Annotated in this window: 12 protein-coding genes; 9 read left to right on the top strand and 3 right to left on the bottom strand. The window is 59.5% G+C overall.

All coding sequences use genetic code 11. The features are described 5' to 3' along the window. Positions 1–5: 5 nt before the first annotated feature. Positions 6–1,481 (top strand): Asp-tRNA(Asn)/Glu-tRNA(Gln) amidotransferase subunit GatB, encoded by a 1,476-nt coding sequence (gene gatB / locus TX72_RS11905; RefSeq protein WP_011129209.1) that lies wholly within the window; start codon positions 6–8, stop codon positions 1,479–1,481. A gap of 98 nt (positions 1,482–1,579) precedes the next feature. Continuing rightward, the gene (locus TX72_RS11895) at positions 1,580–3,022 is read left to right on the top strand and encodes a prolyl hydroxylase family protein (protein ID WP_225867708.1); all 1,443 of its coding nucleotides are present in this window, start codon (positions 1,580–1,582) and stop codon (positions 3,020–3,022) included. On the opposite strand, the gene coaE is transcribed toward TX72_RS11895, so the two are convergent. Then, a complete protein-coding gene (gene coaE, locus TX72_RS11890) occupies positions 2,982–3,578 on the bottom strand; it encodes a dephospho-CoA kinase (RefSeq protein ID WP_011129207.1) in 597 nt (198 codons plus the stop codon). The genes TX72_RS11895 and coaE overlap by 41 nt on opposite strands. A gap of 41 nt (positions 3,579–3,619) precedes the next feature. On the opposite strand from coaE, the gene argJ reads away from it, so the two are divergent. After that, entirely contained in the window at positions 3,620–4,822 is a 1,203-nt protein-coding gene (gene argJ / locus TX72_RS11885) for a bifunctional glutamate N-acetyltransferase/amino-acid acetyltransferase ArgJ (protein WP_042504501.1), read from the top strand. A 381-nt stretch (positions 4,823–5,203) separates the two neighbouring features. Beyond that, entirely contained in the window at positions 5,204–7,090 is a 1,887-nt protein-coding gene (locus TX72_RS11875) for a zinc metalloprotease (RefSeq protein WP_011129205.1), read from the top strand. On the opposite strand, the gene TX72_RS14045 is transcribed toward TX72_RS11875, so the two are convergent. Beyond that, the gene (locus TX72_RS14045) at positions 7,058–7,276 is read right to left on the bottom strand and encodes a hypothetical protein (RefSeq protein WP_148228826.1); all 219 of its coding nucleotides are present in this window, start codon (positions 7,274–7,276) and stop codon (positions 7,058–7,060) included. The genes TX72_RS11875 and TX72_RS14045 overlap by 33 nt on opposite strands. A gap of 284 nt (positions 7,277–7,560) precedes the next feature. On the opposite strand from TX72_RS14045, the gene TX72_RS11870 reads away from it, so the two are divergent. Genes TX72_RS11870 through TX72_RS11860 form a run of 3 tightly spaced genes read left to right on the top strand, consistent with a single transcriptional unit; the run spans position 7,561 to position 10,192 of the window. Next, a complete protein-coding gene (locus TX72_RS11870; RefSeq protein ID WP_011129204.1) occupies positions 7,561–8,157 on the top strand; it encodes a hypothetical protein in 597 nt (198 codons plus the stop codon). A gap of 50 nt (positions 8,158–8,207) precedes the next feature. Beyond that, positions 8,208–8,540, top strand: a complete 333-nt coding sequence (locus TX72_RS11865) for a hypothetical protein (protein ID WP_011129203.1) — start codon at positions 8,208–8,210, stop codon at positions 8,538–8,540. Further along, positions 8,540–10,192, top strand: coding sequence for an ABC1 kinase family protein (locus TX72_RS11860; RefSeq protein ID WP_011129202.1), 1,653 nt, complete (start codon positions 8,540–8,542; stop codon positions 10,190–10,192). The genes TX72_RS11865 and TX72_RS11860 overlap by 1 nt, the downstream gene beginning before the upstream one ends. Positions 10,193–10,207: 15 nt before the next feature. Here TX72_RS11860 and eno read toward each other — a convergent pair whose 3' ends face one another. Beyond that, complete coding sequence (gene eno / locus TX72_RS11855) at positions 10,208–11,500, bottom strand: phosphopyruvate hydratase (RefSeq protein ID WP_011129201.1); 1,293 nt, start codon at positions 11,498–11,500, stop codon at positions 10,208–10,210. A gap of 111 nt (positions 11,501–11,611) precedes the next feature. Here eno and gloA point away from each other — a divergent pair, with 111 nt between their 5' ends. Then, positions 11,612–12,010 (top strand): lactoylglutathione lyase, encoded by a 399-nt coding sequence (gene gloA, locus TX72_RS11850; RefSeq protein WP_011129200.1) that lies wholly within the window; start codon positions 11,612–11,614, stop codon positions 12,008–12,010. Beyond that, on the top strand, positions 12,007–14,709 hold the full coding sequence (locus tag TX72_RS11845; RefSeq protein WP_011129199.1) for an ATP-dependent Clp protease ATP-binding subunit: 2,703 nt from the start codon (positions 12,007–12,009) through the stop codon (positions 14,707–14,709). The genes gloA and TX72_RS11845 overlap by 4 nt, the downstream gene beginning before the upstream one ends. Positions 14,710–14,769: the final 60 nt, after the last annotated feature.

Genomic DNA, 14,769 nt, shown 5'->3' with positions numbered 1-14,769 from the left:
CCTTGATGGCCGCAGCAGAACCTGCTTGGGAAGCCGTGATTGGCCTGGAAACCCACGTACAGCTGGGGACCGACAGCAAGATCTTCACCGCCGCTTCCACAGCCTTCGGTGATGACCCCAACACTCACATCGACCCGGTGGTGTGTGGTCTGCCCGGGACGCTGCCGGTGCTCAATCAAAAGGTGCTCGAGTACGCCGTGAAGGCGGCGATGGCGTTAAACCTCAATATTGCTGAGCACAGCAAGTTCGACCGCAAGCAATATTTCTATCCGGATCTACCGAAGAACTACCAGATTTCTCAGTACGACGAGCCGATCGCGGAAGAGGGCTGGATCGAGGTGGAGGTCGCAGAAAAAGGCAAGGACACCTATCTCAAAAAGATCGGCATTGAGCGCCTTCATATGGAGGAGGACGCCGGCAAGTTGGTTCATGCCGGCAGCGACCGCCTCGCCGGTTCGACCCACTCCCTGGTGGACTACAACCGCGCTGGAGTGGCGCTGGCGGAGATCGTCAGCAAGCCGGATCTGCGCACCGGTCGTGAGGCGGCGGAATACGCCTCCGAAATTCGCCGAATCATGCGTTATCTCGGCGTATCCGACGGGAATATGCAGGAGGGCTCCCTGCGTTGCGACGTCAACATCTCCGTGCGTCGGGGTCCGGATGCTCCCTTCGGCACGAAGGTGGAGATCAAGAACATGAATTCGTTCTCTGCCATCCAAAAGGCCTGCGAGTACGAGATCAAACGCCAGATCAAGGCCTATGAGACCGGTGAGCCGATCGTGCAGGAGACCCGCCTCTGGGATGAGGGCAAGCAGCTCACCAAGAGCATGCGAAGCAAGGAAGGCGCAAGCGATTACCGCTATTTCCCTGACCCTGACTTAGGCCCCATTGAGGTGAGCGTTGATCAGCGCGAGGCCTGGCGCTCGGAGTTGCCGGAACTACCCGCTGTAAAGCGCCACCGCTACGCAGATGACCTGGGCCTTTCCCAGTACGACGCCCGTGTGCTCACCGATGAGCGCCCGATGGCGGATTACTTCGAGGCGGTGGTGGCTGCCGGTGCGGACGCCAAGCTTTCCGCCAACTGGATCACGGGTGACATCGCAGCCCATGTGAACAGCAACCGGCTCAGTTATGCGGAGCTGCCTTTTCGGCCCGAACAGCTGGCCGAGATGGTGCAGTTGATCGATGGCGGCAAGATCAGCGGCAAGATTGCCAAGGAGATCCTTCCCGAATTGCTGGAGAAGGGCGGCTCACCCAAAGCGATCGTTGATGAGCGTGGACTCGGAATGATCAGTGATCCCGCAGCGCTTCAAGCAATTGTGGATGAGCTATTAGCTGCCCACCCCGATGAGGTGAAGGCCTTCCGAGGCGGTAAAAACAAGCTGCAGGGTTTCTTCGTTGGGCAACTGATGAAGAAAACTGGCGGCAAAGCCGATCCCAAGCTGGCCAATCAGATTCTTAGTAAGAAACTCAAGGGTTAAGTGACGGTGGCCATTTCCCCCCTAGCTTGAGCTCAGGCTTAGGTGCAACCCCGCTCTTTATGGAGGTTTTGCCACGTTTCGCATCCAACCCTTTTCGCTTGCTGACAACGCCTGCGCCGTTGCAGCAGGCGTTGGATCAGGAGTATGCGCAGATGGACTTTCAGCCGGTTCAGGAAAAGCTTGAGCGCGATCCCGGATATCAGGCCGATGTAATTGCTGGAATCTCTTCGGTGCGATCCAGAACTCCGGATCTGCGTTATGCGCCGATGTCCGAGGGCTTGATGGGGCTGGCCTATGCACAACTGACTCCACTGATGGAGGAATGGGCCGGTCAGCCGTTGGAGCGTAGCTTCGGCTACGGCGTGCGCAGTTACGGGCCTGGCTCCTGGCTGCATATGCACCGTGATCGGGTGGACACTCATGTGGTGAGTTGCATTGTGCACGTGGCAGATCAATCCAACATTCCCTGGGCGTTGGATTTCGTCGACCATGAAGCTGAGCATCACCAGGTTTTATTTAATCCCGGTACAATGCTCTTTTATGAGAGTCTTTGCCCGCACGGCCGGGCCTCAGAGTTTGACGGAAACTTTTATCGCAATATGTACTTTCATTGGCGCCCCAAAGTGTGGAACCCGGGGCTCTATCAGGATCTAGCATGTAAATTTGCCAATGTTGAAGAGGCGCGAAAAAGCAATCAGCAGCTGAAGGACATCGCGTCTATTCCTGAAACTTGGCGTGAGTGGCTACGTCTCAATCAGGAACGGGGATGTGACCGTGAAGGCATGCTTGAGCGAGCCATGGCCCATGGTTTTTCGCGTCAGGCCCTGGAGCAGGTGCTCGACGCTTCAAGAGTGTCATTATCCGTCGCCACTCCGGTTCAGTCGGCTCCAACGACCCGATCCAATTTTCTTGAATGGTTTGAAGCACCACTCACCCGCCCGGAGCATCAACCGCGGGCCTGGCGTCTGGATACGCCGCTGGCGCAGGTCTATGAGCTGCCGGGTCTTCTGCACAGGGACGAGTGCGATGAGGTGATGGAGGCGATCAACGGTTCTCTGCAACCATCCACGGTGACCCGGGGCGCCAGCGACTACCGCACCAGTCGCACGTGCCATCTGCGTCAGAACCATCCGGAGCTGGCGGAACGGTTGGATGAACGGTTCGCTGCGTTGCTAGGGGTGGACTCCGGCCTTTCGGAACCCATCCAGGGCCAACGCTATGACCCTGGTGAGTATTTCAAGGAGCACACCGATTGGTTCGGGCCCGGTACCAAGGAATTCACCGAACACACTGCCTGCGGGGGCCAGCGCACTTGGACGTTGATGGTCTATCTCAATGCCGTTGAACGCGGCGGTGAGACCTGCTTCAAGCGCCTTGGGCGCTGTTTCACCCCGGCGCCAGGTTTGGCATTGGCCTGGAACAATCTGCAGGCCGATGGCACCCCCAATCCCTTCACATTGCATGAGGCAATGCCGGTGGAAGTCGGCAGCAAATGGGTGATCACCAAGTGGTTCCGTCAGCGCGCAGGCCGCAACGACTAACCGCTGCCAGCAAGTCATTGACTCCGCCGCTGTTGTCGATCACGCAATCGGCTCGATCCCGCTTGCGGGCAATGGGCCATTGAGCCTGCAGGCGATTCTGTGCCTCGTTCTTGGTCAGCCCATCTCGTTGGATCATCCGCTCCAGTTGTTGTTTCGGTGTGCAGTCCACCAGCCAGATTTCGCTGCATAGAACGTCCAATCCCGCTTCGAACAGCAAGGGGATCATCAGCACCACCACCGGCTCATCCCTCAGCTCCGCCAGTTCGTGTTGGAAGCGTTCCCTCACGACGGGATGGATCAAGGCTTCGAGCCAGCGGCGTTGGTCTGGATCGCTGAACACGATTCGGCCAAGGGCTTTGCGGTCTAGATCGGCAGCAGTGCCGACTGCCGCGCCAAAGTGGTGCGCCACCGCTTGCGATGCAGCTGTGTTCGGAGCAAGGGCATCGCGGGCGTATTGATCGGCATCGAGCACAGGCCAGCCCCTCGCCTCGAGCAAACGGCCAACGCTGCTTTTGCCGCTGGCAATACCACCAGTGAGGCCGATGCGGCGCTGCATGCTGCCGAAGGAGGATGGTTCCAGTTTCCCTCGGCTGTGCGATGCAATCCCCCTGGCAATTGGTCTCGGGAGGTGTCACCTCCCCCCAGGGCTTCCAGGCTTCGGGGATTGCTGCGGGTCTGAAACCCTCCGGCAAGTTGGACATGGCGCTGTTGCTGGCGCCGGAGCAGGCGGTCTGCGCTGGCAGCTTCACCACCTCCGTTGTGCGTGCGGCGTGCGTTGATCTCTGCGCTGAGCGTCTGGCTGCCAATGGGGGCCAGGCCAGGGCTGTACTGATTAATTCGGGGCAGGCGAATGCCTGTACTGGTGATCGAGGTCTAATCGACAGTCAGCGGGCTACTCAGGCCCTTGCTGATCAGCTTGGACTCGATGCAGAGGCTCTGCTGATTTGTTCCACCGGTGTGATCGGGGTGCCGATCCCCATGCCGAAGCTGTTGGCGGGGTTGGATCCCCTTGTCGCCGCGTTGTCGGCCACCGGCGGTGAAGCCGCGGCAACGGCGATTCTCACCACCGATCTCGTCAGCAAGCAGGTGGCGCTGGAGGCCGAGCTGGGGGGCCGCCGCGTCCGCATTGGCGGCATAGCCAAGGGGTCAGGAATGATTCACCCCGACATGGCCACAATGCTGGGTTTTTTCAGTTGTGACGCTGGCCTTGATCCGTCGATCTGGAAGGCGATGGTGGGGCAGGCGGTTCAGCGCTCCTTCAACGCCATCACCGTCGATGGCGACACCAGCACGAACGACACAGTGCTGGCCTTTGCCGCTGGAGATCCCTTGGATTCTGTGCACCATGCGGCCTTGGAGCAGGGATTGACCGAGGCGATGCAGCACCTGGCCAAGGCCATTGCCCGTGATGGCGAGGGGGCGACCTGTCTGATTGAGGTGCAGGTGGAGGGAGCCCTCGATGAGCCGTCAGCGCAGCGGGTAGCCCGCACCATCGTTGGTTCCTCGTTGGTGAAGACGGCCGTGCACGGGCGGGATCCCAACTGGGGCCGGATCGTCGCTGCCGCTGGTCGTTCCGGTGTTCCGTTCGATCCGGAGCAGGTTGCGCTCTGGATTGGTCCGCATCAGCTGATGCAGTCGGGGCAGCCGCTTTCCTTTGATCCTGAGGCGGCGAGCCGTGTGCTTCGTAGCGAGACGGTGCAAATCAGGATCCAGCTGGGGGATGGACCAGGCAACGGTCTTGCCTGGGGCTGCGATTTGTCCGATCAATATGTGCGGATCAACGCCGATTACACCACCTGATCGCAATGTTGGGCGCGTTTGCCATGTAAAAGGCATGGAGTTTTGGCGGTCAAAAAAACGTCTGCCTTGAACGCACGAGAAGTTTCGATCAATGAAATAATAATTCGTTGTGTCTTCTACTGCGCATGAGACGTCCATCTGCGATTCTTGGGCTTTGGTTATGCCGTGTTCGTTGTTGAGGTATTGGACGGATCTGTTTAAGTTGTTCGCTTTTGTGGAATTCATGACCCTAAGTTGGAGGGAAGTGATTCCCTACTTTCATGTGAAAAGTGTGACTATGCTGCCGTGGGTGTTGGTGAGGTTTGCAGTAATCTGTTGGCAATTGCTTGACACAGGCTTGCTCTTTGACTACTTTTAGCGTAATGTTTTAAGTTAAGTTAAATGTCTGGCAAATATTACTTAAAGCCACTATCAAAGTACAGCAAGAAAAATGCAAAAAAAGAGAATAAGTTCAGTAGTTTCAGTCCTGACGAAGATCTCCTTTTAATTGATTATGAGGCTTTCGGCGTTCCCGCGACGGCATCTGTCTATGTTGCCTCATTAAAAAGGGATTTCAAGAAGTCAAAGAAGTCGGATGCTGAGTTTATTTATTATGCCAAGAGTGGCCGTCTTTTTTTCAATGAAAATGGAGTTGTGAAGGGATTTGGAAAAGGCGGAGTTGTTGGGCTTTTTCAAAAGAGTGCTTCTTTGAATTCCAGTAACTTTTTGTTTTCGGATGAAGTACCTCCGCCCCCTGAGCCAGTAACGACCCTCGAGCCAATAACGCCTCCTGAGCCAATAACGCTCCCTGAGCCAGTAACGCCAGCTCCCCCCACTGCGCCAAAGGATGGGCTCTTCGCTAATGGGCCGCGGCCTCCGCAATTGTCTGTGCAGGATTTTTCCGGGGCGATCAGCGTGGGTGGGGAAGTTGACCGCTTTCCAGTCTCCAGTTCGACTGGAGATGTCGTGAAGCTGTCCGTGGACGCGGCCGAGGATACAAATCCGTTGGTGCGCCTGGTTGATGCAGGTGGTCGGGTTTTAGATCCTGCCGTGGCATACAACGGCAATTCCGCCTCCACGTCCGGTTATCGCGCCAAGAGTGATGCAATGTTCGCGGAGGTCTATGCCCAACACTCCTTTACGGGCTCCTATACCTTGCAGGTTGAAGGTTATGAGGCGGATGTTGCGCTGCGTTCTATCCCCCAGGATCTGTTGATTGTTCTGGACCAAGAGGTAATGGATACCGCTGATCACTATGCATCCCTTTATCTCTACTCCGATGATGGACTGATTTATGTCTCGTTCGGCTCCGGTCTCACGGCTGAAACGAAGCGTTGGTGGGAGGACGTTCTCGCTGCTACAGATGGCTTGATTGAACCTGAATTTGTCATTGTCCCGCAGGATCATCCAAAATCTCAGTTGGTGCTGAACCAAACATCGGCGTCAGAGGTTAGTGATGGCGCAGCCGGGATTTACCAAAGCCCCAGCACCACTTGGTCTGAATTGGCCGATGAAAGTCAGTACAACTATCGCCGTGTTGAGCAGCAAGGAACCATCAACCTGTCAGCGGGTGCTTACACCCAAGCCTCCCGCTATGCCGGATCCCGCGAAGCGGGTTGGAAAAGCACCGCCTTTCATGAGTTCGGGCATGCCTTAGGTCTGGAGCATCCCCACGACGACTCCGATGGCGATGTTGATGCCGACATTGATACCAATGGCACGGTGATGTCGTACGTGAAGGAACAGGATGCTGACGGTGATCCTGGATATACCGATCTTGATATCAGAGCGCTTCAGTTTGTTTATGGATCGGAGAGCGGCGTATCAACGCCATCACCTTTGGTTGATAGTCCTCTTTTGATTGAGAGTCGAGAATTTGATTTGTCTCAACGCTGGAAAGCTCCCAAGCTGCTGGCGGATTGGGTTGGTGGCGATCGTGTTGTGGAACCTCGTTCAGGTTTGGAAACAAAGATTCTGCAATTGACACGAGAAGATGGTGATGTCTCCAACGCCTCGAGAATATGGTTGGACTTCACTTTCTCCCCTGATACAAAGAATTGGGATTCTTTAGAAGGCTATTCTGAAGATTTTCATGATGTCTTAGTTCTTGGTAATTCCGTCACGTTTGAGCCGGGTGAGGCCACTGCATTGTTTGAGTTGCCCGTTGTGGCTGGAAGCCAAGCGGAGGGTGAGGAGTGGGTTGATGTTGTTGTGCGGCCGGAATACCCCAGTCACTACAGTGATATTCCTTTGGATTCATTGCGGCTGACCATTATTGATGCGCTGTAAATCAAAGATTTGCTCCATTTCATTGCGGATAGATTGTGCTGTCATCTCATTCTGCTTTTGCCTATAAGTGCTTGGCCTTAGGTTGTGACCGCGAGGCAAGTTAATCGCCTTTTTGAGGCGGTTTGTAGTTATTCCCATATCCCATATGTATTTCGCCTGAGATTCGTTTGGCGGAATGAGCGTCATTCCTTTTGTCTGTCACTTCGGTCTTCGTTGGTCATGTTGACCTTGTGTTGTCTGAGAAATTCCGATCCGGCTCGACGCACTGGTGGAATGATTGAAGCGGATTGTGTGAGGTCTAAAGTGGTTATATGACGACTCTTCTCGGTCGAATTGTCAGGGTTCGATTTGTTTTTCTGTGGTGATACGAGAGGAAAAAGTTGAATTGATCGGGTCTGGATTGTTGCTCCACGGGCTCTGTTGCGCGACTTTCACTTGGCCTACATCGAGAAGGCTGCGAAAATAAACTCATGACACACGAATCCGAGCACAGCAAAGTTCAGGCCGAGCCGGCTCAGGCTCGACGCCCCCGTTTTTGGGTTGGTCCACTCCTGGTGGGGTGTTGCTTCTCTTTGGGCTACGGCATCACCCACAGGGTGGTGACTCTGCAGGCCAACCCCGAGCCCCCAAGCCAGCCGGAACCCTTCGTTCGCCAAGAGTTTCCTGGTCAATCGCTGGCGTCGTTGCGCCGCTCGTCCGGTGGTACGGGCTCCTTGGTTGTCGATGTTGCCGCCATCGAAGCCAAGGCAGAGGCGGAGCGTCAGGCCAAAGCCAAGGCCGAAGAGCAGGCCCGCCTTCAGGCGGAGCTTGCCCGTAAGGAGGAGCTGGCATTACGGGCGCCGCTGCCGGACCCCAGTTGGACGGCCCCGGAATGGACGGAACCTGATCAACCTTTCCCGGAGGAGTCGCAGTCTCTGCCTGCCGCCTCGATCGACCCACTGGTGGATCCATCGGTTGACCCGTTCAATCCCATCGATCCATTACTCGAGGTATCGAACCCTGAGGTGACCCTTGATCAGAACGACTATTTCGTTCCGATTGAGCCGATTCCGGCGCCAACTCCATAACTCAATTCACCCGGCGGATCTGCCAGAGTTTCGTCGTACTCGAGGCGCACATGGGGTCTTCGGAAGCATTCATCCGTGCAACCGTCAACCGAATCAGCGCTCGCCTTGGACATGGCTTAGCGGATGCGGCAGCAGAGATTGCTGTTCTGGCGCAGGATGCGCCAGAACGCCTCCGTCGGGAGTGGGAGTTGTTTCAGGAAGAGGTTCAGGCGGAAGCCCAGCGGTTGGAACATGGCGATGCCCCTGCCTCTCGATCACCGGGCTCTGACGTTGAGCTCTCTGAGACGACGACCGAATCCAAGCCGAGCTCTCCGCAGGACCTGGTTGATCGCCTGCGCGCCTCGGTGGCTGAGATCAACAGGGTCCTAGAGGCTCGCTCCTGATGAGCCGCATGTTGCGGGGGCTGCGCATCTGGCGCGCCGTCCTCACTTTCCTGCTGTTCCTTTGGTGGGATAGCCAGGCCTGGACCTATCGAGGTGGACCCACCCCGGAACGCCGTGCTGCCCGGCAGCAACGGCGGGCCCGCTGGTTGACAGCTGAGTTGCTTCAACTGGGGTCGGCCTTTATCAAATTTGGCCAGTTGCTCTCAGCGCGACCCGACATCCTTCCCGCCGGTTGGGTGGCAGAGCTTGCATCCCTGCAGGACAGCGTGCCCGCTTTCCCGTTTGAACAGGTGCAGACCGTGCTGGAGGAGGAGCTCGGCCCCCGTTGCGCTGAGGTGATTGATCTCGATCCGGTGCCTTTGGGAGCCGCGTCCCTCGCACAGGTGCATCGGGCCAGCCTTCGCAGTGGCCGTCAGGTGGTGCTGAAAATCCAACGTCCCGGGCTCGACACCCTCTTCCGCTTGGATCTGGAGGTGATGCAGCAGGTGGCTGCGGTGTTGCAGCGCCACCCCAGCTGGGGACGAGGACGGGACTGGCCTGCGATGGCTCGGGAATGCCGCCGGGTGCTGCTGCGGGAACTGGATTTCAGGGTGGAAGCGCAATACGCCGCTCGGTTCCGTCAACAGTTTCTCGATGACGAACGCATTCGTATCCCCGCCGTGATCTGGGAACAGAGCACCCGCCGGGTGCTTTGCCTGGATTACCTACCGGGGATCAAGGTCAACGACCGGGAGGCGCTGGTGGAGGCCGGCGTCGACCCTTCTGCCGTGGCGGAAATCGGGGCCGCCAGTTATCTCAAGCAGCTGGTGCGCTTTGGTTTCTTTCACGCTGATCCCCATCCCGGAAACCTGGCGGTGGCCAGCGACGGTGCTCTCATCTACTACGACTTCGGGATGATGGGGTTGTTGTCGGATGGTCTGCGCCGTCGTCTTGGGTCGATGGTGAGAGCAGCTGCTGCACGCGATTCAGCCGCGCTGGTGGATGAGATGCAGGCGGCAGGTGTGATCTCCAAAGAAATTGATGTGGGCCCGGTGCGCCGGTTGGTGCGTCTGATGCTGAATGAAGCCCTCACACCTCCTTTCAGCAGCAATGTGATCGACAAGCTTTCCGGTGACCTCTACGACCTCGTGTACGGCCAGCCGTTTCGTCTGCCGGTGGAGCTGATCTTCGTAATGCGGGCATTGTCCACTTTCGAGGGCGTCGGCCGCAGCCTCGATCCGGCTTTTAGTTTGGTGGGGATCGCTAAGCCTTACCTCCTTCCTCTGATGACGTCGAGCGGATCAGGCTCCAACGACCTGTTCAATGAACTTGGACGCCAGGTTGGAGCGTTGAGCAGTCGTGCTGCTGCCCTTCCACGCCGTCTGGACGAGAGCCTTGAGCGGTTGGAGCAGGGTGATCTGCAGCTGCAGGTGCGACTGGGTGAATCCGATCGCCAGTTCCGCCGAATGACCCTGGCGCAGCAATCGATCGGTCAGTCGGTACTGCTGGGTTGCTTGGCACTCTCCGCCGCCATTGTTGGTGCCAGCGTGCGACCTCTCTGGGCTCTGCTTCCTGCAGCAGCAGCAGTCCCGGTGGGGATGGGTTGGTTCCAGATGCAGGTGCGCATGCGCCGTGATCAGCGACTGGAGCAACTGCCTGGCTCCAATCGCTGACGACAGGTCTGGTGATCAGGCGTTACCCCGGGGACCCTGGCCCACAGCTCCGGCGTAAACCGCCTGGCTGCCCAGTTCGTCCTCGATCCGTAGGAGCTGGTTGTACTTGGCGACGCGCTCGCTGCGGCTGAGCGAACCGGTCTTGATCTGACCGGCGCGGGTGGCGACGGAGAGGTCGGCGATGGTGGTGTCCTCGGTTTCGCCACTGCGGTGGCTGATCACGCTGGTGTACCCGGAACGCCCAGCCAGATCGATCGCCTGCAGGGTTTCGGTGAGAGATCCGATCTGGTTCACCTTGATCAGGATCGAGTTCGCCGTGCTGTTGTCGATGCCCTGCTGCAGGCGCTTGGTGTTGGTCACGAACAGGTCATCACCCACCAGCTGCACCTTGCCGCCAAGCCGTTCGGTGAGCAGCTTCCAACCCTCCCAGTCGTCTTCCGCCAGGCCGTCCTCGATCGACACGATCGGGAATTTCTCCACCAGCTGCTCCAGCTGGCCGACCATTTCGGCGCTGTCGTAGTTGCCGCCATCAAAGGCATAGCGGCCGTTCTCGAAGAATTCGGTGCTGGCGACATCCAGCGCCAGGGAAATCTGCTCGCCAGGTTTGTAGCCGGCCTTCGTGATCGCCTCCACCAGGATCTCCCCGGCTTCCACATTGCCCAGGTCGGGGGCGAAACCACCCTCATCCCCCACAGAGGTGCTCATGCCCTTGGCTTTGAGCAGACCCTTGAGGGTGTGGAAGACCTCGGTGCCCATGCGCAGAGCCTCGCGGAAGCTGGGGGCTCCGTGGGGCACCAGCATGAATTCCTGGAAATCCAGGCTGTTGGCCGCATGGGCGCCACCGTTGATCACGTTCATCAACGGCACCGGCAGCAGGTTGGCCATCGGTCCGCCAAGGTAGCGGTACAGGGGTAGTCCCAGTCCGTTGGCCGCAGCGCGGGCGGTGGCCATGCTCACCGCGAGAATCGCATTGGCTCCCAGGCTGGATTTGTTGTCGCTGCCGTCCAACTCGAGCATCGCTGCATCCACGGCGGCCTGATCCAGGGCGGAGAGTCCGCACAGGGTTGGCGCGATGCGCTCTTCGATGTGGGTGACGGCCTGGCTGACGCCTTTACCCATGTAACGGTCGCCGCCGTCCCGCAGTTCGTGGGCCTCGTGGGCACCTGTGCTGGCGCCGCTGGGCACGATGGCCCGGCCCATGGCACCACCTTCGAGCAGCACTTCGGCTTCAACGGTTGGGTTGCCGCGGGAATCGAGAACTTCGCGGGCCACGATGGTGTCGATGACGAGGTCGAGCGAATCGATCACGTTGGGCGGGGCATAAACCTGGCGATCTTATGGGTCGCCCCCTGCTCTCGCATTGTGACCGTTGGCACCCGGCCAGAATGCTTAAACGTTCACGTCAGGAAACCGCGCCCCATGCGGATGCTCCACACCATGCTCCGGGTCGGGGATCTGGACCGCTCCATTGCCTTCTACACCGATGTGCTCGGCATGAAGCTGCTGCGCCGCAAGGAGTACCCCAGTGGACGCTTCACCCTGGCCTTCCTGGGTTACGGGCCGGAGTCAGAGCAGACGGTGCTGGAGCTCACCCACAACTGGGACACCAGCTCCTACGAGCTGGGGGATGCCTACGGCCACATCGCCCTCGGGGTAGAAGACATTCGCAGCACCTGTGCCGCCATCAGCGGTAAGGGCGGCCGGGTGGTGCGAGAGCCGGGGCCGATGAAGCATGGTTCCACGGTGATTGCCTTCGTGGAGGACCCTGACGGCTACAAGGTGGAGTTGATCGAGATGTCCTCCCGCGCCGCTGCATGACCGGCACCCCCGCTTCCCGCGGCAGCCTCACCCACGAGCCTGACCGTTTTTCCGATCCCGCCTGGGAGCTGCTGCTGGCTGGTCAGGACATGGCCCGTCGCTGGCGCCACGATCAGCTGGATGTGGAGCATCTGATCCAGGTGCTGTTCAGCGATTCATCCTTCCGTCGCTGGGTGGAGCCGCTGCCGTTGCGCTCTGACGATCTTCTCGATCGCTTGGAGGATGTGCTGGCGGATCAGCCTCCGGCGCGGGGTGATCAGTTGTTCATCGGTGAGGACCTCGAGCAGCTGTTGGAGACCGCCGATCAAGTGCGAGGTCGCTGGGGCGATCGCTCGATTGATGTGCCCCAGCTGATCGTCGCCGTCGGCGCTGATCCCCGCATCGGTGCCGAGTTGTTTGCAGCCCAGGGTCTGGCTGTTGATCGGCTGGAGAGTCTGTTGCGTCAGCCGTCGGTTTCTCCGGCCCCAGCACCACCACCAGTCCCAACCGCAGCATCGGCCCCAGCCCCAACGCCTCGATCAGCTCCTGCCCCCCGCGTGATGGCACCGGAGCCGGAGCCGATGGTTGAACTGGAGCGGGAGCCGTCAGCGCTTGAGGCCTATGGCCGGGATCTGACTGAGGAGGCTGAAGCGGGGTCGCTTGATCCGGTGATCGGTCGCGACAGCGAGATCCGCAACCTGATCAAGGTGCTCTCCCGCCGCAGCAAAAACAACCCGGTGCTGATCGGGGAACCCGGCGTCGGCAAGACGGCCATCGCCGAGCTTCTGGCCCAGCGGATTGTGGCTGGAGAGGTGCCGGATTCCCTGCAGGGGCTGCGACTGATTGCCCTTGACCTTGGCGCCCTGATCGCCGGGGCCAAATTCCGCGGTCAGTTCGAGGAACGCCTGCGCTCAGTGTTGGAGGAGGTGAGTCGCTCGGATTCGGGGGTGGTGCTGTTCATCGACGAGCTCCATACCGTGGTGGGCAGTGACCGCAGCAGCACCGATGCGGGCAGCCTGCTCAAACCCGCCCTGGCGCGAGGGGATCTGCGTTGCATCGGTGCGACGACGCCGGAGGAATACCGGCGGACGGTGGAAAAGGATCCCGCCCTTAACCGGCGCTTTCAGCAGGTGCTGATTCGCGAGCCGGACCTCGAGCTCAGCCTGGAGATCCTGCGCGGCCTGCGGGAGCGCTACGAGCTACACCACGGCGTCACGATCACCGATGAGGCGATTCAGACCGCCAATCGGCTGGCGGATCGCTACATCAGCGACCGTTGCCTGCCGGACAAGGCGATTGATCTGATTGATGAGGCGGCGGCCCAGCTGAAGATCGAAGTCACCTCCAAACCCCAAGTGGTGGAGGAGGCTGAAGCGGATCTTCGGCGGGTGGAACTGGCGCTGCTGGCGGCGGAAGAGGCACCGGAAGAGGAGCGGATTCAGCTGCAGCGTCAACGTTTGGAGGTGTCCTCCCGCCTGGACGACCTACGCCGCCGATGGCAGGAAGAGCGCACGCAGTTGGAGGAGCTTGGCCAGTTGCTGCAGCAGGACGAAGACCTGCGTCACGCCATCGCTGAAGCGGAACGGGAGGGCGCTCTCGAGGAGGCGGCTCGGTTGCAGTACGACCAGCTGCACACTGTTCAACAGCGGCGGGAGGCGTTGGAAGCCAGTCAGGCTGAGGCGCAGTCAGCGGGTACAGCGCTGCTGCGGGAACAGGTGGAAGCGGGAGACATCGCTGATCTGGTGGCCCGTTGGACCGGTATTCCGGTGCAGCGCCTCTTGGCGGGCGAACGCCGCAAGCTGCTGGCCCTGGAAAGTCACCTGTCCGAGCGGGTCATCGGCCAGGTGGAAGCGGTGGCCGCCGTCGCGGCAGCGATCCGGCGGGCGCGGGCCGGGATGAAGGATCCCCGCCGTCCTGTGGGTTCGTTCCTGTTCCTTGGCCCGACGGGGGTCGGCAAAACGGAGTTGGCCAAAGCGCTGGCCACCTCCCTGTTCGATGAGGAGGAGGCGCTGGTGCGCCTCGACATGAGCGAGTTCATGGAGCGCAACGCCTCCGCGCGTTTGATCGGTGCACCACCGGGCTATGTCGGATACGAGGAGGGGGGGCAGCTCACGGAGGCGGTGCGTCGGCGCCCCTACGCCGTGCTGCTGCTGGATGAGGTGGAAAAGGCTCACCCGGATGTGTTCAATCTGCTGTTGCAGGTTCTCGACGATGGCCGCCTCACCGATTCCCAGGGACTGACCGTTGATTTCCGCCACACCGTGGTGGTGATGACCAGCAACCTGGCCAGTCCGGTGATCCTTGAACACGCCCGTTCCGGCTCCAGCGATGACGCCCAGCTGCAGCAGCAGGTGGATGCGGCCCTGTCCAGTCAGTTCCGCCCCGAATTCCTCAACCGCATTGATGAAGTGATCCGTTTCCGACCCTTAAAGGTGAAGGATCTGGTGCGGATCGTGCGGCTGCAGCTGGCTGATCTCTCCACCCTCATGGCTGAACAAGGTCTGTCGCTGGAGGTGGATGATGCAGTGGCGGACTCCCTGGCCCGTCAGGGCCATGAACCGGAGTACGGCGCCCGACCGTTGCGACGGGTGTTGCGGCGTCAGCTGGAGAACCCATTGGCCACGCAATTGCTTGAGGAGCGTTTCCGCTCGGCGCATGGCATCCGTGTTCGTTGCGGAACAGACGACGGCGCGTCGCTGGAGTTTGAGCCCCTGGAGTAAACAGGGGCATCCAGTAGGGTGTTTGTTTGGCAGTGTGCCTGCCGGCATCCTTGTCAACAC

The organism is Parasynechococcus marenigrum WH 8102 (assembly GCF_000195975.1).
Taxonomy (GTDB): Bacteria; Cyanobacteriota; Cyanobacteriia; order PCC-6307; family Cyanobiaceae; genus Parasynechococcus; species Parasynechococcus marisnigri.
The sequence above is the reverse complement of the archived record's forward strand: the minus strand, read 5'-3'. Positions and strand labels throughout refer to the sequence as shown.

Excerpts from the sequence above, each read along its gene's own strand:
- gatB (WP_011129209.1), top strand. The coding sequence starts at position 6 with ATGGCCGCAGCAGAACCTGCTTGGGAAGCCGTGATTGGCCTGGAAACC.
- coaE (WP_011129207.1), bottom strand. The coding sequence starts at position 3,578 with ATGCAGCGCCGCATCGGCCTCACTGGTGGTATTGCCAGCGGCAAAAGC.
- argJ (WP_042504501.1), top strand. The coding sequence starts at position 3,620 with ATGCAATCCCCCTGGCAATTGGTCTCGGGAGGTGTCACCTCCCCCCAG.
- TX72_RS11875 (WP_011129205.1), top strand. The coding sequence starts at position 5,204 with ATGTCTGGCAAATATTACTTAAAGCCACTATCAAAGTACAGCAAGAAA.
- TX72_RS14045 (WP_148228826.1), bottom strand. The coding sequence starts at position 7,276 with ATGACGCTCATTCCGCCAAACGAATCTCAGGCGAAATACATATGGGAT.
- TX72_RS11870 (WP_011129204.1), top strand. The coding sequence starts at position 7,561 with ATGACACACGAATCCGAGCACAGCAAAGTTCAGGCCGAGCCGGCTCAG.
- TX72_RS11865 (WP_011129203.1), top strand. The coding sequence starts at position 8,208 with ATGGGGTCTTCGGAAGCATTCATCCGTGCAACCGTCAACCGAATCAGC.
- TX72_RS11860 (WP_011129202.1), top strand. The coding sequence starts at position 8,540 with ATGAGCCGCATGTTGCGGGGGCTGCGCATCTGGCGCGCCGTCCTCACT.
- gloA (WP_011129200.1), top strand. The coding sequence starts at position 11,612 with ATGCGGATGCTCCACACCATGCTCCGGGTCGGGGATCTGGACCGCTCC.
- TX72_RS11845 (WP_011129199.1), top strand. The coding sequence starts at position 12,007 with ATGACCGGCACCCCCGCTTCCCGCGGCAGCCTCACCCACGAGCCTGAC.